At 64.6% G+C, this 21,190-nt stretch carries 21 protein-coding genes; all 21 read left to right on the top strand.

The genetic code is table 11. The features are described from left to right. Positions 1 to 56: 56 nt before the first annotated feature. Positions 57 to 500, top strand: a complete 444-nt coding sequence (locus ACN2C7_RS11015; protein WP_419316987.1) for an HNH endonuclease — start codon at positions 57 to 59, stop codon at positions 498 to 500. A gap of 255 nt (positions 501 to 755) precedes the next feature. Further along, the gene (locus ACN2C7_RS11010; protein WP_419316985.1) at positions 756 to 1,244 is read left to right on the top strand and encodes a P27 family phage terminase small subunit; all 489 of its coding nucleotides are present in this window, start codon (positions 756 to 758) and stop codon (positions 1,242 to 1,244) included. After that, on the top strand, positions 1,219 to 2,922 hold the full coding sequence (locus ACN2C7_RS11005; protein WP_419316984.1) for a terminase large subunit: 1,704 nt from the start codon (positions 1,219 to 1,221) through the stop codon (positions 2,920 to 2,922). Before ACN2C7_RS11010 ends, ACN2C7_RS11005 begins: the two co-directional genes overlap by 26 nt. Before the next feature lie 128 nt (positions 2,923 to 3,050). Next, positions 3,051 to 4,271: a phage portal protein gene (locus ACN2C7_RS11000; protein WP_419316983.1), complete on the top strand. Its 1,221-nt coding sequence runs from the start codon at positions 3,051 to 3,053 to the stop codon at positions 4,269 to 4,271. 183 nt (positions 4,272 to 4,454) lie between these two features. Further along, the gene (locus ACN2C7_RS10995; protein WP_419316982.1) at positions 4,455 to 5,738 is read left to right on the top strand and encodes an AAA family ATPase; all 1,284 of its coding nucleotides are present in this window, start codon (positions 4,455 to 4,457) and stop codon (positions 5,736 to 5,738) included. Between the two features lie 2 nt (positions 5,739 to 5,740). Further along, positions 5,741 to 6,370 carry an RloB family protein gene (locus ACN2C7_RS10990; protein ID WP_419316981.1) on the top strand — a complete coding sequence of 210 codons (630 nt, stop codon included), beginning with the start codon at positions 5,741 to 5,743 and terminating at the stop codon, positions 6,368 to 6,370. 217 nt (positions 6,371 to 6,587) lie between these two features. Further along, positions 6,588 to 7,343 carry a S49 family peptidase gene (locus ACN2C7_RS10985; protein WP_419316980.1) on the top strand — a complete coding sequence of 252 codons (756 nt, stop codon included), beginning with the start codon at positions 6,588 to 6,590 and terminating at the stop codon, positions 7,341 to 7,343. Positions 7,344 to 7,417: 74 nt separating this feature from the next. After that, positions 7,418 to 8,794 (top strand): phage major capsid protein, encoded by a 1,377-nt coding sequence (locus ACN2C7_RS10980; protein WP_419316979.1) that lies wholly within the window; start codon positions 7,418 to 7,420, stop codon positions 8,792 to 8,794. Between the two features lie 87 nt (positions 8,795 to 8,881). Beyond that, entirely contained in the window at positions 8,882 to 9,331 is a 450-nt protein-coding gene (locus tag ACN2C7_RS10975; RefSeq protein ID WP_419316977.1) for a hypothetical protein, read from the top strand. 11 nt (positions 9,332 to 9,342) lie between these two features. Further along, complete coding sequence (locus tag ACN2C7_RS10970) at positions 9,343 to 9,936, top strand: head-tail connector protein (protein WP_419316974.1); 594 nt, start codon at positions 9,343 to 9,345, stop codon at positions 9,934 to 9,936. Continuing rightward, entirely contained in the window at positions 9,918 to 10,235 is a 318-nt protein-coding gene (locus tag ACN2C7_RS10965; protein ID WP_419316973.1) for a phage head closure protein, read from the top strand. Before ACN2C7_RS10970 ends, ACN2C7_RS10965 begins: the two co-directional genes overlap by 19 nt. Continuing rightward, a complete protein-coding gene (locus ACN2C7_RS10960; RefSeq protein ID WP_419316972.1) occupies positions 10,235 to 10,729 on the top strand; it encodes an HK97 gp10 family phage protein in 495 nt (164 codons plus the stop codon). The genes ACN2C7_RS10965 and ACN2C7_RS10960 overlap by 1 nt, the downstream gene beginning before the upstream one ends. Before the next feature lies 1 nt (position 10,730). Beyond that, positions 10,731 to 11,135, top strand: a complete 405-nt coding sequence (gene gp17 / locus ACN2C7_RS10955) for a tail completion protein gp17 (RefSeq protein ID WP_419316971.1) — start codon at positions 10,731 to 10,733, stop codon at positions 11,133 to 11,135. 1 nt (position 11,136) lies between these two features. Next, positions 11,137 to 11,862, top strand: a complete 726-nt coding sequence (locus ACN2C7_RS10950; RefSeq protein ID WP_419316970.1) for a hypothetical protein — start codon at positions 11,137 to 11,139, stop codon at positions 11,860 to 11,862. A 13-nt stretch (positions 11,863 to 11,875) separates the two neighbouring features. After that, positions 11,876 to 12,277, top strand: coding sequence for a hypothetical protein (locus tag ACN2C7_RS10945; protein ID WP_419316968.1), 402 nt, complete (start codon positions 11,876 to 11,878; stop codon positions 12,275 to 12,277). Then, positions 12,277 to 12,687 carry a hypothetical protein gene (locus tag ACN2C7_RS10940; protein ID WP_419316966.1) on the top strand — a complete coding sequence of 137 codons (411 nt, stop codon included), beginning with the start codon at positions 12,277 to 12,279 and terminating at the stop codon, positions 12,685 to 12,687. Before ACN2C7_RS10945 ends, ACN2C7_RS10940 begins: the two co-directional genes overlap by 1 nt. Before the next feature lie 151 nt (positions 12,688 to 12,838). Beyond that, positions 12,839 to 15,358: a hypothetical protein gene (locus ACN2C7_RS10935; protein ID WP_419316965.1), complete on the top strand. Its 2,520-nt coding sequence runs from the start codon at positions 12,839 to 12,841 to the stop codon at positions 15,356 to 15,358. Between the two features lies 1 nt (position 15,359). Beyond that, the gene (locus ACN2C7_RS10930) at positions 15,360 to 15,998 is read left to right on the top strand and encodes a phage distal tail protein, Rcc01695 family (RefSeq protein ID WP_419316964.1); all 639 of its coding nucleotides are present in this window, start codon (positions 15,360 to 15,362) and stop codon (positions 15,996 to 15,998) included. Continuing rightward, the gene (locus ACN2C7_RS10925) at positions 15,995 to 16,843 is read left to right on the top strand and encodes a DUF2163 domain-containing protein (RefSeq protein WP_419316963.1); all 849 of its coding nucleotides are present in this window, start codon (positions 15,995 to 15,997) and stop codon (positions 16,841 to 16,843) included. Before ACN2C7_RS10930 ends, ACN2C7_RS10925 begins: the two co-directional genes overlap by 4 nt. A gap of 7 nt (positions 16,844 to 16,850) precedes the next feature. Further along, complete coding sequence (locus tag ACN2C7_RS10920; protein ID WP_419316962.1) at positions 16,851 to 17,285, top strand: NlpC/P60 family protein; 435 nt, start codon at positions 16,851 to 16,853, stop codon at positions 17,283 to 17,285. Between the two features lie 4 nt (positions 17,286 to 17,289). After that, a complete protein-coding gene (locus ACN2C7_RS10915) occupies positions 17,290 to 21,177 on the top strand; it encodes a baseplate multidomain protein megatron (RefSeq protein WP_419316961.1) in 3,888 nt (1,295 codons plus the stop codon). Positions 21,178 to 21,190: the final 13 nt, after the last annotated feature.

Genomic DNA, 21,190 nt, shown 5'->3' with positions numbered 1-21,190 from the left:
AAGGATAAGAGGCTCAATGCTTTATCTGAAACGGGAGCGCAACGAGACCGCAACGCGTGGCCTTGGCCGTTGCAGCGCCGGCGAACCTGGCCGCCAAGGTGGGTGATGCGCCCCGCCAGTTCCGCCCGCCAGGCTGGAGGCCGCGCGCCGCGCGCAAGGCCGAGGCCGATGCACGCCGCGCCTCGGCGTGGAAGCGGGGCTATGACGCCACCTGGTACGAGTTCCGCGACGCCTGGATCCGCGAGCATCCGCTCTGTTGCGAGTGCGAGGCGGGCGGCCTGTCGGTGGCGGCCGAGCACGTCGACCACGTCATCCCGTTCGACGGCGTTGACGATCCGCTTCGCCTGGATCCCGAGAACGTCCAGTCGCTTTGCCGGCCCTGCCATTCTCGCAAGACGGCGGGCGAGCTCGGATGGTCAGGCCCGGCGCGTGCCGAGCCCAAGCCCGCCGGCGTCCCGCCGCGCTGGATCCCGCGCGGCCCTCGACCTCGCGGGACGTGACCCGACCGAAAAGCGACAGGTGCGATCCGATCACACTTGACCCCGAGGCAGCGCCGGAGGTGGGGGGGGGCAAAATCGAGGGGGTCCAACCGCTTAGGACCGGCGGAGGAAGTCTCTCGGTGCAGAATGGAAATTGAACCGGAAAGCCCCTCGGTTCGAGGATCTGAAAATAGCAGCGATTTCGAAAACCGATAAATGAAAACGCTCTCCCGTGCGGCGGCCTCTTTACGGGGCTCGGGCCGGGGGTTTGGGGTTATGAGCGCAGGACGAAAGCCGAGCTTCCTCACGCTGATCGAGAACGCGCCGGCCGCCTATGTCGCCGAGAAGGCGGCCGAGGGGAGGGCGAAGGTCACGATCGAGCCGCCGGACCGCGTCGCGGCGCGGCCGCTGGCGTTGAAGTATTGGCACGCCCTGACCGGATGGTGCGCGGCGGCCAGCCTGTTGCAGGACGTCGACGCGATCCAGTTGGCCGAGCTCGCGGAGCTATGCGCCGACCGCGAGGATCTCCGCGACAAGATCAAGACCGATTGGAGCTATAAGACCGTCGGTCGTAACGGGATCCAGTTCAAGACCCGGCCCGAGGTCGCGCAACTCAACCTCGTGAACCGCATGATCTCGTCGCTCGCGGCCGACTACGGCGCGACGCCCGTCGCGCGGCTTCGTCTGTCGGGCGGGTTGCAAGGGGACCTCTTCGGCGACGATGGCGACGGGTGGGGCCTTGGCCCGTCGAACGACCAGGCTTGAGGCCCTCGACGAAGTCACCGCCTACGCGATGGCTGTCGTTGAAGGCTACTATCCGACCGGCCGCCTCGTGCGCCTGGCGTGTGAGCGCCACCTCCGCGACATGCAGTTCGGGAAAGAGCGCGGTCTCTGGTTCGATGCCGAGGCCGCCCGCCGCCTGTTCAGGTTCTTCGCCCGGCTGAAACACACGCAAGGCCCGTTCGCCGGGAAGCCGTTCGCGCTGTCGCCGTGGCAAATGTTCGTCATCGGATCCGTGTTCGGTTGGAAGCGGGCCGACGGCGCGCGGCGGTTCCGGTGGGTCTATTCGTCTGTCGGCCGGAAGAACGGCAAGTCGGCGATGCTCAGCGGCGTCGCGCTCAACTGCCTCGGCCCGGACGGGGAGGCGGCCGCTCAAGTGTTCTCGGCCGCAACGAAGCGCGACCAGGCTCGCGTCGTGTTCAACGAATCGCGCCGCATGGTCGCGACCTCGTCGTTCCTGTCGCGGAAGTTCAAGGCGTCGGCGAACGTCATTCGCCATATGAACAGCTTCTCGGAATATCGGCCGCTTGCCTCGGACGCCTCGACCCTCGACGGCCTCAACCCTCACTTCGTCGTCGTCGACGAGCTCCACGCCCACAAGAACCGCGACCTTTGGGACGTCATCGCCTCGGCGGTTGGGGCGCGGCTGCAGCAACTTATCTGGATCATCACCACGGCCGGCCACGTTCACGGCGTGAACTCGATCTGCCTCGAAAAGCACGAGTATTCGGTGAAGGTGCTTGAGGGGCTGATCGAGGACGACGCCTGGTTCGCCTACGTCGCCCAAATCGACGAGCTCGACGATTGGCGAGATCCGGCCTGCTACGTCAAAGCGAACCCGAACCTCGGCGTCTCGATCTCGCTGGACGAGTTGATCCGCCAGGCCAAGGAAGCCGAACACCTCCCGTCCGCTCAGGCCGAGTTTCAGCGCAAGCGCTGCAACCTCTGGATCGCGGCCGTCAATCGGTGGTTTGAGGGCGGCCTATGGGATGCGGGCGCCGCGCCGATCGACCCTGAGGAATTGATCGGCCGGCCGTGCTTCGCGGCGCTGGACCTGTCGAGCAAAACCGACCTGACCGCCTTTACGCTGCTCTTCCCGCCCGAGGCCGAGGGCGAGAGTTGGAAAACCCTTGCCTGGTATTTCTGCCCCGAGAAGGGGATCGAGCGGCGCTCGCGCGTCGACCGCGCGCCCTATGAGGATTGGGCCAGGCGCGGGTTCTTGATCCCGACGCCTGGCACCCGCGTCGACTATGACGTCGTCCTGGCGACGATCGAGGAGCAACGCGATCGCGGGTTCGAGATCGAGGCGATCGCGGTCGACCCGTGGAACGCGGCCGGGATCGAGCAAAAGCTCATGACGCGCGGCTTCGACGTCGTCGAGTTTCGCCAGGGGATGAGGAGTTATTCGGGTCCGTCCAAGGACTTCGAGGCCCTGGTCGTGTCCGGCGACCTGCAACACGGCGGAAACCCGATAACGGCGTGGATGGCCGAGAACGTGTCCGTTCGGGTCGACGACAAGGAAAATTACATGCCGTACAAGGCGTCGCGGACGTTGCGTGTCGACGGCGTCATGACGTTGGTCATGGCGACCGGGCTCGCGTTGAACCCGCCCGAGGGAGCGCCGGGTTGGGTGCTCCCGGCCGGTTATGGGGGGCGCGCGTGAGCGGCCCCCGGTTCCTAGATCGCGTCGCCGGTGCGGTGCGTAGCCTGGCCGGTGAAACGACCGAACCCCGCGAACTCGATCCGCGATATTGGGGGCCAGGCGGATCCGTCGGGGCCGCCGGCGTCCGAATGACGCCCGAGCTTGCGGGAAGCGTCCAGACGGTCGCGGCGGTGATCTACCGGATCGCGCTCTCGCTCTCGACCCTCCCGCTCGACATGATGGAAAAGCGGTCCGACGGCCGGTTCGCCGCGCCGGATCACCCTATCGCCGATCTCCTCGACGACGTGACGAACGACGAACAGACCGCCCCCGAGTTCCGCTTCTCCTGGTGGTGGGATTTCGAGCTCTGGAACGCGGCCTATGCCGAGATCATTCCGGGCCCTCGCGGCGCAGTCGACACCCTGGAACGTCTCGACCCGGAGTACGTCAAGCCGTTCCGGGCTCCTGATCGTCAACTCTGGTTCGAGATCCGCGCGCACAACGGCCGCCCGCGCCGCGTCCTGCATCACACCGAAGTCATGTCCATGCGTCGGCCGCCCTACCGGTCGGACGGGATCACGCCGATACCCATGTGGGAGCTCGCATCCGACACCTTGGCGAAGGCGATCTCGATTGTCCGCTATTCGGGCTCGTTCTTCCGCAACTCTGGCATGGGCGGCGGACTGATCTTCCCTGACATTCCGCCCAAGAACGAGGAGCAATACGCCAAATTCCTCGACATCTTCCGCAAGGATCGGACGGGATTCAACGCGCACCGCGAGTTCGTTTTCCCCTTTAAGGCGACGTTCCATTCGACGTCGGTGAAGCACAACGAAGCGCAATTCCTCGAAACCGCGCGCGAGGTGAAGTTCGAGATCGTCCAGCTATGGGGCCTACCGCCTCACGCAGTAGGATTGTTGGACAAGGCGACTTTCACCAACATCGAGCAACAGGCGATCGACCTAGTCACGCAGGCCTATCAGCCGCGTTGCGTCCTGTTTGAGAAGACGATTTCGCGGGACCTGATCGTCGCCCGCCGCCGCTTTTACGCGAAACACAACCTCGACCCGGTCCGCTACGGCGATTTGAAGAGCCGCTATGAGGCATGGGCTATCGCCTTCCACGCCGGATGGCTGAGCGTGAACGATATTCGGCGCATGGATGATAAGAACCCGGTCCCTGGCGGGGACGTGTACGGCTTCCCGCTAAATATGATTCCGGCAGGGAAGGGCAAGCCGGGGCGCAACGGGACCCAAAATCGAGGATCTGGCGACCGTCGGTCTAGAGTTTCGCTCGAGAGCGGCACACCGCCAGACACTAAGCGACGGCAACAATCGCCTTCCATCGCCGCGAAGCTGATAGCTCCCTAGCGCACGCTCTACGGATGGGCTGCGTTACGCCCTCTTTTGTCGGCCTTTGGGAGTGGACTGGCCGAAGGATCCGCTCAGACGAATTGCACTCTCTGTTGGTGAGACCGCCTTCATTCTGGCTAAAAATTTACAAGATTTTTGCAAAAATTGGCGTAAGACGGACGGAAAGATGAGGGTATCGGGATGCTGCTGCGGTTTGGCGTCGAAAATTACTATTCGATCAAAGGGTACACCGAGATTTCCTTAATCGCCTCGGGGGCAATCAAGGACAAGGGTTCGGACCTGATCGAGAGCTCGGCCATTCGTGATCAGGTCGTCCCGATCTGTATCCTGTATGGCGCAAATGCGTCCGGAAAGACAAACATCTATCAGGCAATTAGAAGGTTGCGCAGCCACATTGAGGGATCCTTCGCTGATCGTAAGCCGGGTCATCAAATTCTACGGCATGTTTTCAAGTTAAGCCCTGATAGCTATTCAAAACCTACTCGTTTTGATTGTGACGTTATTATTGGTGACGTCCGATATCACTACGGTTTTGAGTTTGATGATGTGAAGTATTTAAGTGAGTGGCTTTTTTCTTTTCCCGATGGGCGAAGGAGGATGCTCTTCACGCGCGACGAAAATGGCCTGACATTTGGCAAATCTCTGCGTGGAAATAACAAGTCTATTGAAAGTATAGTTCGGCCGAACGCGCTGTTCTTGTCAGCAGCTGCGCAAGGATCGCATGAAATGCTGACACCGATATTCAAATATTTTGAAGACAACTGGCAGGGCTTAGGCGCTGGATTTGAAGTGGAGCGGGTGGAGAGCGAACTGACGGGGGGGGTTGATAAGCGGGTTACTAATTTTCTGAAATTCGCCGATACAGGTATCGTGACTTGTAAGGTAAAAACTCGTGAACGTGATCCTTCGTCAAGAAAAATGATCGAAGGTATCTATAGGGCGATGAAAGAGGTCGCCTCTGAATCTGGTTCAGACGTCCCTGAAGTGGATTTTGACTCGCCGATGAGTGAAGTTTTCCTCGGGCATATGGCTGGGGATGGCGAAGTCGTCGAGCTTCCACTCGGCGATGAAAGTCGCGGCACTATACGGCTCATTAGCATGATGGACGAGGTGTTCAAGGCGTTAGACGCAGGCACAATGCTATGTATAGATGAGATTGATGTCAGCCTTCATCCGTTGATTGTTGACGAAATTCTATCTCTTTTTGCTTCTAAGAAAACAAACCCTCTTGGTGCGCAACTGATCGCCACTACGCATGATACACATTTGATTAGCTCCGCATTTTTGCGGAGGGATCAGATTTGGTTCTGCGAAAAATCGAACCGAGGCGAAACTCGCGTGTTTCCGCTTTCAGAGTTCAGAACTCGAAATACTGACAATATAGAGCGCCAATATTTGTCCGGTAGGTTTGGAGCGGTGCCTTACCTTCGAGGCAAAATTGATTACGTCAAGTCGGAGCATTAATCGTGCCCCGTAAGACATTTACAACTCCTAGCTTGGGCCGCAAAGCTGCGGTGCGGGATACTTTTGCGCGCTTGCTTATATTGTGCGAAGGCAAAAACACAGAGCCCAGGTATTTTGAAGAATTCATCGAAGAACATGGTTCTCGATTGTTGAGTGTCGAAGTTTTCGGAGCTCAGGGTGCTCCTAAGACTATGGTCGATGAGGCACGGCGTCGGATTAAAGAGATGCGATCGGATAGAAAGAATTACTCTCCGAATGACAAAGTTTGGGTAGTTTTTGATTGCGACGAGCATCCTAGAAGGAAGGAAGCGTTAGAAGAAGCCAGGGTCCATGGCATTGGCGTCGCCTATTCAGATCCATGCTTTGAGCTATGGGGAATTCTGCACTTGCAGGAGTTTGACGCTCCTCTAGATAGACACAAGATGCAGTCAAGCTTCGAAAAAGTTGCTCCGAATTATGATAAGAAAAAAGGTAAAGAAATTAGCTATAGAGAACTAAAAGACGGTTACGCTGATGCTTGTATACGCTCTAAACGTTTACGTGAAAGGCGGCAGCAAGATGGTGGGCAAACTCCCTATACGGACGTAGATTTGCTCACAGAGTTCATAATAGCTAACTCAAAAGCGCCTTAGACTTAGATCTATGAAAATCTCTAGAGCTGTTCTCGGCGGTTCAGCCGCTTAGGGACCCTGCGAACATGGTACTAGGCGTACATCGCGTCTGTCGCCCTTTGGCGTCGACAGAAAACCGAAGGACGAAACGGGAGGACTAGGGGGCGAACAAGGGAGTTCGCCGCCTATGCACGCGTTGCCGCTGTCGCCCGGACTGTGGGCGATCGACCAGGAAATGTTGAGCGCCGGCGAGGCCGGCTCGCGGGCCTCGGCCCAAATTGGCGCGGCGCGGGTCTCGGGGACCGTGGCGATCGTTCCGTTGATCGGGATGATCCTTCCCCGCGCAAGTTGGGCCGGGACCGGCCTCGATCAATTCCTCTCGCGGCTCCGCGAGGCGGCCGACGATCAGTCCGTCGACTCGATCGTCATTCTCGCCGACAGCCCCGGTGGCCTGGTCGACCGGGTCCAAGAGGCGGCCGACGCCGTCTTCGCCGTCCGCGCGAAAAAGAAGATCGTCGCCGTCTCTGACACCCGCATGGCCTCGGCCTGTTACTGGATTTGTTCGGGCGCTCACGAGGTGGTCGCCTCGCCGTCGTCGATGACGGGATGCGTCGGCGTCATGCGGATCTGCATGAGCTACGCCGAAATGTTCGCGAAGGACGGGATCGCCGCGAGCGTCTTTGTCTCGCGGCCGTCCAAGGGGTGGAACAACCCTTATGAGGCCATGCCGGAAGAGGCGAAGGCCTTCAATCAAGCGCAAGTCGACGAAACCGACACGGCGTTTATCGACGCCATCGCCCGTAACCGCCGCATGGACGCGAACGCCGTTCGCGAGATCCCGGCGCTCGGCCGCTCGCTCTCGGCCGACGCCGCGCTCGCCGCCGGCCTGGTCGACCGGATCGCCACCCTCGACGAGGTGATCGCCGGCCTCGCGGGTCGCGGCTCGACGCGCGGCGTGTCGCGGTCCGCGCGAATGGCGTTCGCCGGCGTCTAACCCCTTCGCGGCCGCCGGGGGACCGGGCGGCGGCTGCGACCATTCCAACCTGGTCCAATTGGAGAAGGGACAGCATGTCTCAGAAACTCAAAGAGCTCCGCGACCGGCTGGCCTCCCTACAAGGCCAGGGCCGCGCCAAGGCCAAGGACGCCGACGGACTCGAAGCCAAGGCCACCCGTACGGCCGATGAAGATGCGCGTCTTCAAACCCTGGCCGGCGAGTGCGACAGCCTCGCCAGCGAAATCGAGGGCGTGAACGAAGAGATCCGCGCCGAAGAGGGTCGGATCGAGGCCAGCCGTCGCCGGGCCGCCGCTTTCGGTTCGACCTCCACCGGCGGTCGCGCCGCGACCGAAGGCCAGGACCGCACGCGCGGCCAGGTCCCGGCGTTTGAGGCGGGCCGCACCGTGGGCGAGCTCGACCCTTCCCGAACCTATGGCTTCAAGTCGACGACCGAGTTCGCTCGCGCGGTGATCGACCAGACTACGGGCGCCAATTTCGACGACCGCCTCGCTGGCCCGTCGACCTTCAACCGTGGTTCGGGCTCAGCCGGCGAGGGCTTCGTCGTCCCGCCTGCGTTCCGCGACCAACTGTTCGAGTTGGCATTCGACACCTCGGGCTTACTCGGGATGGTCGACTATGAAGAGACGGGCGGGAGCTCCGTCGAGATCGGCGCGGATGAGTCGACGCCGTGGGGCGCGACGGGCGTTCAAGCCTACTGGCGCGGCGAAGCGCAGGCGATGAACGGTTCGAAGGCCGACACCGACAATCGTGTGGTGAAGGTCCATGAACTGTACGCCTTCGTTACGGCCACTTCGGAGCTGCTGGCCGATGGCCCGCGCCTCCGCGATCGCCTGACCCGCAAGTCCGGCCAGGCGATCCGCTGGAAGGCTGAGGATTCGGTCATCAACGCCAACGGCGCCGGGAAACCTCTGGGCTTCATGACCGCCCCGGCGAAGCTGACGATCGCCAAGGACGCCGGCCAGGCTGCGAAGACGATCACAGTCAGCAACATCGCCAACATGTTCGCGGCGATGCTGGTAAGCGGCGACATGTCGTCCATGGCGTGGATCGCGAACACCGAGATCCTGCCGCAGTTGATCGCCCTGACGATCGGCAACGTCCCGGTTTTCACACCGCCGAACGCGGGGATGAAGGACGCGCCCGGCGGCTACATTCTCGGCCGCCCGGTGATCTGGACGGAATCGGCGAAGACCCTCGGCACCGAAGGCGACCTCAGCTTCGTCAACCTGAAGGGCTATTACAGCCCGCGCCGGGGCGGCTCGTCCGACAACGTCGAGTTCGCCGAGTCGATTCACCTGTACTTCGACCAGGCCCTGACGGCGTTCCGCTGGACCTTCCGTATGGGCGGCCAGCCGCACCTGTCGAAGCCTGTGACCACGCCGACCGGCGGCAAGAAGTCCCACTTCATCACCCTCGCGAACCGTCCCTAGGTCGCGGCCGGCGCGGCTGTCCCGGTCGCGCCGGCTCCTCTTCATCCGGCCCCCGACCCGGTCGGCGGCAAACGGAAGGATCATCACATGTCGAACAAGCTCTTCTCGGACGCGAACGCCGTCCTCGGCGTCATCGGTCCGGTTTCTCAAGGGGCCGGGGCGGTGTCGACGCCCTGGATCTCAGCCTCTCAGTTCGCGACTTTCGCGGCGGTCATCAAGACCGGCGTCCTCGGTGCGTCGGCGACGCTTGACGCCAGGCTCGAACAGGCCACCACGGCGGCCGGCGCGGGCGTTAAGGACATCGTCGGGAAGTCGATCACCCAAATCGTCAAGGCCACCGGCGACAACAAGCAAGCCATCATCAATCTTCGTGAGGAGGACCTCGACCTCACCCTCGACTATGGGTTCTTTCGTTTGACCGTGACGGTCGGCGTCGCCGCCTCGCTGATCGACGCGACGGTGTTCGGTTACGCCGGTCGCTATGAGCCGGCGTCCGACTATGGCGCGACGTCGGTCGCCCAAGTCATCTACGGCTAGGGCGACCCGCGATGCGTTTGAAGCGCACGGTCGCCCCGGTCGGCCAGGCTGTCACCACGGCGGACCTCAAGGCTCAATTGCGGATCACGCACGCCCTTGAGGACACCTATCTTGACGGCCTGATCGCCACCGCCGCCGCCCACTTCGAGGGGCGGGACGGCTGGCTGAACCGTGCGCTTCTCACGCAAACCTGGATCCGCACGCTTTCGGCGTTTCCCGCCGGCGGCGTCGATCTTCCTTTCCCGCCGTTGCAGTCGGTGACGGCCGTTCGCTACCTCGACGCCGGCCTCGTCGAGCGCCTGGCGGATCCCTCGCTCTTTTACGTCAACACCGGATCCGAGCCGGGTCGTATCGAGCTCCTCCCGACCGCCGTCTTCCCCTCGACAGCCGATCGCCCCGACGCGGTGCGGATCGAGTTCGTTTGCGGGTACGGCACGGCCGCCGACGTTCCCGCCCAACTCAAGCACGCGATGAAGATCCTCGCGGCCGGTTGGTATGCGAACCGCGAGCCCGTCGTCGTCGGCGCGATCGTTTCGGAGCTTCCGCTCTCCGTCCAGGCCTTGGCCTCGCCCTTCAAGGTGTTCCAATGCTGGCAGGACAGCTAGACCGCTTCATCAAGATCCTGGTCGCCACTGAAACTCAGTCGGCCACCGGGGATCCGTTGTCGACCTGGTCGAGCTACGCCGAGGTTTGGGCGAAGCGAACCGACCTGGTCGCAAACGAGGGCGCGAGCCAAGATCAGCGCGCCGCCGTCGGCCGCGCGACATTCAAAATCTACTATCTCGACGGCGTCGTTCGAAAGATGCGTATCGACGACGACGGCGAGATCTTCGACGTCGTCGGGATCCAGATGCTTGGCCGCCGCGAGGGCTTGCTCCTCACCGGCGAGAGCGAGCCGGCCTAGTGGTCCGCACCGTCCGCACTCCGCTCTATGGCGTCCGCGAGCTCGACCGCGCTTTGAAGAACATCGGCGATGCGGCCGGGACCTCCGTCATGGAGGCGGCCATGATGGACGCGGCCGAGCCGTTGCTCGCCGAGATGCAATCCCGCGTTCAGGTTCGCACCGGCCGCACGAAAGGATTGCTGAGTATCTGGAGCGTGGTGACGGGGGTTTCCCGCAAGGTCAAAATCGGTGTTGGCGCGGGTATCGGCGTGTTTTGGGCTCGCTATCTGGAGCTCGGCACGGTCGCCGGGACCAAGGGCGCCAAGGTCTATGTCGGTGGCCGCCGGCGTCGCCAGTACCGCAACCACTCCGGGGCTCGCGCCTATCCCTTCGCCCGACCCGCTTGGGAAGTGAAGAAGCTCGAAGTTCTCGACCTCTTCATTCAGCGCATTCGCATCCACCTAAAGCGGGAGGCCGTGAAGCACGCCGCCCCGCGTCATCCGAAAAGGCGATGACATGGCGACCGTCGGCTCGCTCCTCTTTACGCGCCTGACGACCTTTGCCGGGCTCTCGGCCGTGGGGGCGCGGGTCTATCCGGTCCGCGCCAAGCAAGGCGCGGCCGCGCCGTACGTCGTCTATCTGACAGCCGGAAGCGCTGGCCGGGAAAGCAAGATGGCGGCCGACACCAAGATCGAGCGGTCGCGCATACAGGTCGACGTCGTGTCCAAGTCGTTCGACGAGATCGAGCTCCTCGGCCAGGGGGTCAAGAACGCCCTGAACCGGTGGGAGACCTCGGCAGGAGTTCCGCAAATCGAGACGACCTTCTTCCTAGGGGAGCGGGACGATTGGGACGCCGAGCGCGGCCCCGACGATCTGCTTCGCAGGATCTTGGAGTTCCAACTCGTCGTGAGGACCGCCTGACATGGCCGAGAGCGTTCTTCGGAATCAACGGATCTGGCTGAACGGCCGTGCCCTGCAGACGCAGGCGAACGCCGTCGCACTGTCGATCGCGGCTGACGAGCTCGACCGGACGTCCCTGGCCGATAGCTTCAAGGTCCGCCGGGGTGGTCTCAAGAGTGGCGTCGTATCGTGCGAGGGCTTTTTTGACGCTGATCTCGACGCGGGCCTCGATCAGGCGTTCGGCGTCGCCGGCCAGATTGTGACGATCGGAGCGCCTGACGTAGGGGAGGGGGCGCTCGCCTATGGGCTCAAGGCCTTCGCCGGCGACTATAGTCCGTGGGGCGGCAAGATCGGCGATCTGGCCGGCTTCTCCCTCGGCGCGGTATCCGACGGCGAACTCGTGCGCGGCGCGATCGCCGCCGACCGGACGGTGTCGGCCAACGGGACCGGCGTCGGGATCCAGCTTCCGGCCCCGGCCGCGCCGCTGCGTCTGTTCGCGGGCCTCCACATCCTTTCAATGTCCGCCGGCGCGACCCTCGACGTCGAGGTCAAGTCGGCCCCGACGAACGCCTTCGCCGGCGGTGGAACCACGCGGATCGACTTCGGTGTCGTCAACGCGGCGGCCGCGCCGTTTGCGGCCTGGTCATCGTTCGCGGCCGGCACGACGGAGACCTGGTTCCGAGCCGCCTTCACCCTCACCGGCACGACGCCGCAAGCCGTCGTCGCGCTCTTCCTCGGCGTCGCATAGGAGATCCTCGCCAATGGCCGAAACGGTACTCAAGAAAGCGTTCGTCTCGATCGGCGGGACCGACGTTAGCGCCTTTGTCCAGAGCGTGGCGCTGAACTACTCGGCCGACGAACTCGACAACACCACCATGGGCGGCGACTTCAAGAAGCGCCTTGGCGGTCTCAAGGATTGGTCGGTGACGGTGACGTTCGTTCAGGACTACGCCACCCTCGACCCGATCCTGTTTAACGGTGTCGGCTCGCTGCTGGCCTTCGAGGGCCGGCCGACGAACTCGGCGGTCGGCGCCGGGAACCCGAAATTCACGGGCTCGACCCTGCTCAAGGAATACAACCCGATCGAGGGCAAGGTCGGCGACCTGGCCGTCGTGTCCGTGTCCATGCCGGGCTCGGGCGCCCTGACGCGGGCAACGGCCTAATGTCCGTCGTCATCCTTACGAAGGCGGCGATCCTCGAAACGGCCGACCGCGAGTTCGCCGACGTCGAGGTTCCCGAATGGGGCGGAAGCGTCCGCGTCGCCATGATGAGCGCCGCGCAGCGCGACGCCTGGGAGGACTATCTTCGGTCCAGCCCGGCCGGCGAGGTTCCCGCCAACACGCGGGCCTATCTCGTCGTCATGACGGCGGTCGACGAGGCCCTGAACCCGCTCTTCACCGCCGACGACGCCGAGGCCCTCGGCGCGAAGAACGCGGACGCTGTCGAGCGGGTGGCCGTGGCCGCCTCGAAGCTGAACAAGATCGGCAAGCAAGAGATCGCGGCCGCTGAAAAAAACTCCTCAGGCGCCCCTCGCGACGCTTCCTCTTCAACCTCGCCCGCGACCTCGGAATGACGGTCGGTGAGCTTGGCCGGCGCATGTCGTCAGCCGAGCTCAGCGAATGGGCGGCGCTGGAGAATTTGGAAGAGCGGGAGGCGCGGGAAGCGGATCTCGAAGACCGAGCGATCGCTGGCGTGCGGAAGCTCCGCAAGACTAGGAGGGGACGTTGACCGTCGTCGTTGGCGAGCTCGTCGCCGATCTTTCCGCCAATTCGGCGGCCTTCAAGGATGACATTCAAACGGCTCGAAAGAGCCTGGCCGACGGGGCTCGCGGGATCGCTCGCGAGCTCCTCGGCATTGATAACCGGTTCCACAAGACCCGAGAGGGGATCGAGGCCACCGGCAAGGCCGGCGCGGGGTGGGGCAAGGTCGCTCAAGCCGCCGGCGTCGGCGTGGGCTTCCTGGTCTCGGGCTTGATCCTAGCCGAGAAAAAAGCCCTCGACACGGCCGCCGCGCTCGACGGCGCGGCGACGAAGGCGGGGATCACAACAAAGGAACTCCTCGGGCTTCGCTACGCGGCGTCGCAGACCGACGGCCTCGACAAGCTCGACGCGGCTCTCGCCAAATATTCAGAGAACGTCGGCCAGGCGCACGCCGGGACCGGCTCGTTCCTCAAGTACCTTCGTGACACCGATCCGGCGCTCGCCACGGCGGTCCGCGCGACCAAGACCCAGAGCGAGGCGATCGCCGTGCTCGCGAACGCCGTTCGCGATACCGAGGATCCTTACAAGCGGACCGCGCTGGCGACTGCCGCGTTCGGCGACGCCGGTAAGGATCTGGTCGACATGCTGAGCGCCGGCGACGCTGGCCTTCGGACGTTCAGCCAAAGGGCCGAGGATCTCGGGATCACCCTCGACGAGAAGCTGATCGCCAACGCCGTTGACGCCAAGAAGCGGCTTGAAGATCTGCAACAGGTCATCGGGATGCAATTGACGTCGGCCCTTATCAAGGCCGCCCCGCAAATCTCGGGCTTCGCCGAGGATCTCGCGCTCGCGATCCCCGACCTGATCGAGTTCGGAAACCGGCTCATGGACGTCATGAACCTCGGGACCGGGGGGATCGATGGCAAGCGCAAGGAGCTCAAAAAGCTCCGGCACGACATGGAAGTGTTCGACGGGATCTTCAAACCGAAGGCCGACCCGATCAATAACTTCCTGACCCGGATCGGCGCGAACGGAAGCAAGGACCAGCGCGCCCGGTGGCAAGGCCAATGGCAGACGGGCCACGACGCCAACCAAGCCCGGATTACCCGCCTTGAGGGCGAGATCTCAACGCTCGAACGGATCAAGGCCGAGCGCGCCGCGCGCCTGGCCAAGCCCGTCGCCGGCGGCAAACCCGCCGGCGAGGTGACGAACGACCCGCTCGAAGACAAACCCAAGCCTAAGCCGAGGGGCGGCGGCGGTGGCCGTGGCCGCGAGCGGGTCGACGAGGCGCAAACCGTGGCCGAGCGTCTTTACGAATCCACCCGATCGCCGCTCGAACTCTATCTCGCCAATCTCAAGGCCGTCGCCGACTTCGAAGGGTCGACCTACGCCGCCAAGTTCGGCGGCTTCGAGACCGCGAGCCGCGCGCGGGCCGACGCCTTGCTCGACCTGGCGCAAAAGGCCGAGAGCGCCACGATGGCGCTCGACGAGCTCAATCAGCTTGAGGCCGACGGCGCGATCGCCGCCGTCGACGCGGCGGCCGTGCGCGCCAAGCTGGCCGACCAGGCGGCCGCCGAGGCGGCACGGGCGACGTCGATCTATGCCGGGATGACCGAAGCGCAGCGGGCGGCCTATGACTCGGCCGAGCGCATGTGGTCTCAGGTCGCCGGATCGTGGTCGGACTACCGCCACGCCCTGGAAGATCTGTCCGAGTTCGAGAAGAACCAATTCGCCGGGACGTTCGGCGGCTTCGAGACCGCCTCGCAAGGCCGCATCGACGCGCTCGTGCGCCTCACCGAGGCGACCGAAGACTATATCGGCGCCCTAGTCGAGTTGAACCGGCTCCTCGACGCTGGGCTGATCTCGTCGGACGACTACAAGGAAGCCGAGGGGCGGATCAAAGGGGTCGGCCAGGAAACCGACAAGGCCAAGGAAAAGACGACGACGCTCCGCGATGATCTCCGCGCCGCCTCGAAGGATCTGTCGCGCGACGTCGCCGCCAATTTCGCCCAAGTGGTGAGCGGATCCCGCTCGGCCGGAAACGCCTTGCGCGACTCCTGGTCGAGCGTGATCGAGAGTATCTCGGCGAAGATCCTCGAACGCTTCGTCACGAAGCCGATGGAAAACGCCCTCGACGGCCTTTTCGACAAGATCCTCGGCTCGGCCGGCGGCGCGTCCGGCGGCGGCGGCGGATCCTCGGGAGGCTGGTCGGGGCTCATGTCGATCGCCAAGGGCGCGAGCTCGTGGTTCTCCAGCATGTTCAAGGCCGCGCCGGGCGCGGCGAACGGGACGGACTTCGTCGTGCCTGGCGTCGGCGGCACCGATACGAAGATGCTCGGCCTTCGTGTTTCACCAGGCGAGCGGGTCCGCGTCTCGAAGACGCCGGGCGGCGGAAGCGACGACGGCAGCGGCGGCGCCCGGCCGAGCGTGAACGTCACCTTCAATCTTAGCGGCGCGGGCGGCCTGGCCGGCTTCCAACAGAGCCGGGGCCAGGTCGAGACCGCCGTCGCTCGCGCGGTGCAGCGCGGCATGAGGAACACCTGACATGGCCTTTGACGAGGTACAGTTCCCCGTCGACGTCTCGCGCGGATCCAAGGGCGGCCCCGAGCGACGGACGTCCGTTGTCGAGCTCGGGAGCGGCCGCGAGGAGCGCAATTCGCCCTGGGCTTCGTCGCGCCGGCGGTACGACGTCGCTTACGGGATCCGAACCGCCGACGAGCTACACGCCGTCGTCGCCTTCTTCGAGGCCCGCCGCGCCAAGCTGTACGGGTTCCGGTTCAAGGATTGGTCGGACTACCGCTCGTGTCCGCCGTTGCAGAACACGACGGCGCTCGACCAGGCGATCGGCACGGGCGACGGGACGAAGGTGGCCTTCCAACTGGTGAAGACCTATGGCGACGTCGCGCGGACCTATGTTCGCGAGATCCGCAAGCCCGTGGCCGGGTCGGTGAAGGTCGCCGTCGCCGGCGTGCAAAAGACCCTCGGCACCCACTACAGCCTCGACGTGACGACGGGTGTCGTCACCTTCGTCACCGGATCGAAGCCGACCGCCGGCCAGGCCGTCACCGCCGGCTATGAGTTCGACGTTCCCGTGCGGTTCGACGCTGATCGGATCGACGTGGATCTCGACCACTTCCGCGCCGGCGAGATCGGTTCAATCCCCCTGGTCGAGCTCAAGCTATGAAGACCCTCCCGATCGCGCTTGCGGACCACCTGACGACCGGGACGACGACGATCGCCCATTGCTGGAAACTCACCCGCGCCGACGGCCAGGTGATGGGCTTTACCGACCATGATCGGCCGCTCACCTTCGATGGCGTGACGTTCGAGCCCGAGGCCGGGTTCACCGCGAGCGAGATGCGCTCGGAGCTCGGGCTCAACGTCGACTCGGTCGACGTGAAGGGCGCGCTCTCGTCGGCCAGAATCGTCGAGGCCGATCTCCTCGCCGGCCTTTATGATAGTGCCGGGATCGAGGTCTATCGCGTGAATTGGCAGGACGTGGCCGCCCGCGTCTTGATCCGCGTGGGGAGCCTCGGCGAGATCCGCCGGGGCCGCCAGGCGTTCGAGGCCGAGGTTCGCAGCCTGGCGCACCTGTTCAATCAGCCGAAGTTGCGGACCTATCAATATCCGTGCGACGCGGATCTCGGCGACACCCGTTGCGGGGTCGACGTGACCGCCGCCGCCTATCGCGGCGTCGGCGCTGTGGCGGCCCTGGTCAACGACCGCACGATGACCGCGACGGGCCTCGGCGCTTTCGCCGGCGACCTGTTCTCACGCGGCCGCCTGGTCTGGTCGACGGGTGCGAACGCCGGCCGACCGTTCGAGGTGCGCTCTCACGCCCTGGTCGGGGCGACCGTCAATCTCGAACTGTGGCGGCCGCCGGCAAACTCGATCGTCGCCGGCGACACCTTCGTCGTGACGGCCGGGTGCGACAAGAGCTTCGCCCGCTGCAAGCTCTTCGCGAACGCCGTCAACTTCCGAGGCTTCCCCGACATGCCGGGCAATGACGTGGTGTCTCGGGTTGTCTAGCGCCGAAGTGATCAGCCCCGCCGCCGTCGTCGCCGAGGCCCTGACGTGGGATCGCACACCTTACCACCACCAGGCCTCGGCGCGCGGCGTCGGGTGCGATTGCCTCGGCCTGGTGCGCGGCGTCTGGCGGGGGCTCTATGGCGACGAGCCCGAGCAACCGCCGCGCTATTCGCCCGATTGGGCCGAGGCCACGGGGGAGGAGACCCTCGCGGCGGCGGCGCGCCGGTGGCTGATTGCGATCCCGCGCGACCAGGTCGCCGCCGGCGACGTCGTTCTATTCCGCATGATCGCAAACGGGCCCGCCAAACATTGCGCGATCCTGATCGACGACGGCCGGATGATCCACGCCACCAACGGCGACGGCGTCCGGTTGGAGACCTATTCGCGCCCCTGGCGCACGCGAACGGCGTTCGCTTTCCGCTTCCCGCCTCTGAAAGGTTGAACCCATGGCGACGGTCGTTCTTCAAATGGCGGGGACCGCGATCGGCGGGCCTATTGGCGGTTGGATCGGCGCGACCATCGGGTCTTATATCGACAGCGCGTACCTCTATCCCGCGCTCATGGGATCCCAGACGATCCCCGGCCAGCGGCTAGACCAACTCAAGGTCATGACCTCGACCGAGGGCGCGACGATCTCGCGGATCTATGGACGGATGAGGACCGCCGGTCAGGTCATTTGGGCGACGGACTTCAAGGAAACCCGAACGACGCAACGGGTCGGCGGCAAGGGCGCTGGCGGCCAATCGACGAAGGTCGAGGAGTATCTCTATTCGTGCAGCTTTGCGGTGGCCCTGTGCGAGGGCGTCGTCGCCTCGATTGGCCGCGTCTGGGCCGATAGCAAGTTGCTCGACCTTTCCGGCGTGACATGGCGGCTTCACACGGGGAGCGAGGACCAGGCGGTTGACCCGCTGATCGCCTCGATCGAGGGCGACACCCCGGCCTATCGCGGGACCGCCTACGTCGTGTTCGAGGATCTCCCGCTCAAGGCTTTTGGCAATCGCCTTCCTCAACTGAACTTCGAGGTGTTCAAGGTCGACAAGGATCCCGACGCCCTGGAAAACCGGCTCAAGTCGGTGTGCATGATCCCCGGCTCGGGCGAGTTCGTCTATGCGACGGAAAAGGTCATTCGACGCACGAGCCTCACCGTCACCACGGCCGAGAACGTTCACGGCTCATTCGGTGAGAAGACGGACGTCGAGGCCTCGCTCGATCAACTCGACGAGATCGCCGGCAACATGGCGAACGTCTCGCTCGTGACGTCCTGGTTCGGGACCGATCTTCGCGCCGGATCCTGTCAGATCAAGCCGGGCGTCGAGATCCCTGATAAGCCGACGATCCCGGTCGAGTGGCGGGTCAACGGTGTCGAGCGCGGGGCCGCCTACCAGGTGTCGGCCACGGCCGGTCTTCCAAACTACGGCGGCACGCCTTCCGACCTGGCCGTTCTGCAGGGGATCGCCGCGATCAAGGCGCGCGGCTGGGGCGTGACCTTCTATCCGTTTATCCTCATGGATATTCCGACCGGCAACGCCAAGCCGGATCCCTACGGCGGGGCGGAGCAAGCGGCGTTTCCGTGGCGCGGCCGGATCACCTGTCACCCCGCGCCGGGGAAGGCCGGCTCGCCCTACGGGACGGCCACGGCCGCGACGCAGGTCTCGGCGTTTTTCGGAACCTGCCTCCCGTCGCACTTCGCCGCCGCCGGCGACACGGTGGGCTATTCCGGCCCGGCCGAGTGGTCGTACCGGCGGATGGTCCTGCACTATGCCAAGCTCTGTCAGATGGCCGGCGGCGTCGACGCCTTCCTGATCGGCTCGGAGTTGATCGGGCTTTCGACCGTCAAGGGCGCGGCCGGGGCCTATCCGACCGTCGCGGCCTTGAAGCAACTGGCGGCCGACGTGAAGGGTATCCTCGGGGCCGGAACGAAGGTCGGTTACGCGGCGGACTGGACCGAATACAACGGCGTCAAACCCTATGACGACGCTACGGGCTGGACCTTCCACCTCGATCCCCTGTGGTCCGACGCCAATGTCGATTTCGTCGGGATCGACAACTATTGCCCGCTCGCCGATTGGCGCGACGGATCCGGCCACGTCGACGCCCTGGCCGGCGCGCCGTCGACCTATGATCGCGCCTATCTGCAATCCAACATCGAGGGCGGCGAGGGCTTCACCTGGTTCTATGCGAGCCCGGCCGATCGCGCGTCTCAAACCCGCACGCCGATCACCGACGGGCTCGGGAAGCCTTGGGTCTATCGGGTCAAGGACTTCCGTTCGTTCTGGACGAACCAACACTATAACCGCGTCGCCGGCGTCGAGGCCGGATCCCCGACGGGGTGGGTTCCTCAGTCAAAGCCGCTCTGGATAACCGAGCTCGGCGTTCCGGCGATCGACAAGGGCGCCAATCAGCCGAACGTCTTTTACGATCCCAAGAGCGCCGAGTCGGCGTTCCCGTACTTCTCCACGGGCTCGCGAGACGATCTCATTCAGCGCCGGGCGCTTGAGGCTTGGTTCGCCTATTGGGATCCAGCGGCCGGCCACAACCCGACCTCATCGGTCTATGGCGGGCCGATGATCCCGCTAGAGCGGGCATCTGTCTGGTGTTGGGATGCGCGGCCCTATCCCGATTTCCCGCAACGCTCGACCGTTTGGAGCGACGCCCCGAACTACACCCTCGGCCACTGGCTGAACGGCCGCCTCGGCGGTTCGTCCTTGGCCTCGATCGTTCAGGCCGAGTTCGATCGGGTGAAGCCTGGCGTCGCCGACACAAGCGACCTGACGCAGGCGGTCGCCGGCTTCCTGGTCGACGGCGTCGTGAGCGCCCGCCAGGCGATCGACCCGCTCATGACCGTCTATCAGTTCGACGCGGTCGAGGTGGGCGGGACGATCCGCTTTGTCATGCGCGGGCGGCCGTCCGTGGCGACCATCGACGAGAGCGAACTCGTCTCGACGAACGCCGAGGAGGAGGATTTTTCCCTCACGCGGGGGCAGGAAACCGAGCTTCCCCGGTCCTTGAAGTGGGTCGCGATCGACGGGAACGCCGACTATCAAAACCTCTCGGCCGAGGCCCGCCGCCTGATCGTGTCGGCCGACCGCGTGACCGCCTCGCAATTTCCGATCGTCATCGGATCCGGTGAGCTGCAGGGCCTCGCCGACCAGGCCATTCAGGATCAATGGGTGATGCGCGAGCGCGGCACGTTTGCGCTCGCGCCGTCGCGCCTGGCGCTGGATCCGGCCGACGTTGTGACGATGGTTCTCGGCGGCCGCTCCTATGACTTCCGCCTGTCGGCGATCGGCGACGGCGAGGCGAGGGCGGTCGAGGCGGCCGCCACGGATCCGAGCATCTACGGTCTTCGCTACTACGTCGACCGCGTCCAGGAACCGCCGTCGCTTCCGATCTACGGCCCGCCCGAGGTCATGCTTCTCGACATTCCGCAGATCGTTGCGGATCTGCCGGCGCATCGGCCCTACGCGGTCGCCGCCGCGAGCCCGTGGCCTGGCGCCGTGGCGATCTACAGGAGCCCGACGACCTCGGGCTTCGAGCTCGCGACGCAGGTGACACGCGGCGGGATCCTCGGCCAGACGGCCACCGCCTTTTCAGCCGGGCCGCTGTACCGGTTCGACCAGGCGAACGCCCTGGTCGTCGACGTCGAGGGCGGGATCCTGACCTCGGCGACCGAGGCCGATGTGTTCGCCGGCGCGAACGCGATCGCGGTCGAGGCCTCGGCCGGCGAATGGGAGATCGTTCAGTTCGTCGACGCGACGCTCGTCTCGCCGGGTCGCTACAGCCTGACCAGGCTCTTGCGCGGACAACTCGGGACCGAGGCCGCCATGCGCTCGCCCCTGGCAACCGGGGCGCGCGTGGCGCTTCTCGATTCGTCCCTGACCTCGATCCCGTTCGATCTCGAAATGCGCGGCTTGCCCTACAACTGGCGCTATGGGCCGATCGGATCGGCGCTCTCCGATCCTGCCTTTACGGGCGAGACGGCGGCGATCCAGAGCAAGGGCCTTCGGCCGTACTCCCCCGACCATGTCCGAGGATCCCGCGCCGCCGGCGGCGACGTCACGTTCGCCTGGATCCGCCGCACGCGGACCGGCGGCGACGATTGGGCGGCGGCCGAGGTCCCCCTAGGGGAAGATTTCGAAAGCTACGCGGTCGAGATCTTCAATGGCGCGACAGTCGTTCGCACGCTCACGAGCTCGACCCCGAGCGTCGTCTATGCGGCGGCCGCGCAAACCTCGGACTTCGGCGGCACGCCGGCGACGATCGAGGTCGCCGTTTATCAACTCGGCGCGGTTTGGGGGCGCGGCACGCCCTGGAAAGGAACCGTCCGGCTCTAGGAGATCTCGACCT

Source organism: Caulobacter sp. ErkDOM-E, from assembly GCF_048541895.1.
Taxonomy (GTDB): Bacteria; Pseudomonadota; Alphaproteobacteria; order Caulobacterales; family Caulobacteraceae; genus Caulobacter.
Note: the sequence above shows the minus strand (reverse complement) of the source record. Positions and strands in the feature narration are given on the sequence as shown.

Excerpts from the sequence above, each read along its gene's own strand:
- ACN2C7_RS10925 (WP_419316963.1), top strand. The coding sequence starts at position 15,995 with ATGAAGACCCTCCCGATCGCGCTTGCGGACCACCTGACGACCGGGACG.
- ACN2C7_RS10950 (WP_419316970.1), top strand. The coding sequence starts at position 11,137 with ATGGCCGAGAGCGTTCTTCGGAATCAACGGATCTGGCTGAACGGCCGT.
- ACN2C7_RS10970 (WP_419316974.1), top strand. The coding sequence starts at position 9,343 with ATGCGTTTGAAGCGCACGGTCGCCCCGGTCGGCCAGGCTGTCACCACG.
- gp17 (WP_419316971.1), top strand. The coding sequence starts at position 10,731 with ATGGCGACCGTCGGCTCGCTCCTCTTTACGCGCCTGACGACCTTTGCC.
- ACN2C7_RS10975 (WP_419316977.1), top strand. The coding sequence starts at position 8,882 with ATGTCGAACAAGCTCTTCTCGGACGCGAACGCCGTCCTCGGCGTCATC.
- ACN2C7_RS10995 (WP_419316982.1), top strand. The coding sequence starts at position 4,455 with ATGCTGCTGCGGTTTGGCGTCGAAAATTACTATTCGATCAAAGGGTAC.
- ACN2C7_RS10915 (WP_419316961.1), top strand. The coding sequence starts at position 17,290 with ATGGCGACGGTCGTTCTTCAAATGGCGGGGACCGCGATCGGCGGGCCT.
- ACN2C7_RS11000 (WP_419316983.1), top strand. The coding sequence starts at position 3,051 with ATGACGCCCGAGCTTGCGGGAAGCGTCCAGACGGTCGCGGCGGTGATC.
- ACN2C7_RS10945 (WP_419316968.1), top strand. The coding sequence starts at position 11,876 with ATGGCCGAAACGGTACTCAAGAAAGCGTTCGTCTCGATCGGCGGGACC.
- ACN2C7_RS10930 (WP_419316964.1), top strand. The coding sequence starts at position 15,360 with ATGGCCTTTGACGAGGTACAGTTCCCCGTCGACGTCTCGCGCGGATCC.
- ACN2C7_RS11010 (WP_419316985.1), top strand. The coding sequence starts at position 756 with ATGAGCGCAGGACGAAAGCCGAGCTTCCTCACGCTGATCGAGAACGCG.
- ACN2C7_RS10965 (WP_419316973.1), top strand. The coding sequence starts at position 9,918 with ATGCTGGCAGGACAGCTAGACCGCTTCATCAAGATCCTGGTCGCCACT.
- ACN2C7_RS10940 (WP_419316966.1), top strand. The coding sequence starts at position 12,277 with ATGTCCGTCGTCATCCTTACGAAGGCGGCGATCCTCGAAACGGCCGAC.
- ACN2C7_RS10980 (WP_419316979.1), top strand. The coding sequence starts at position 7,418 with ATGTCTCAGAAACTCAAAGAGCTCCGCGACCGGCTGGCCTCCCTACAA.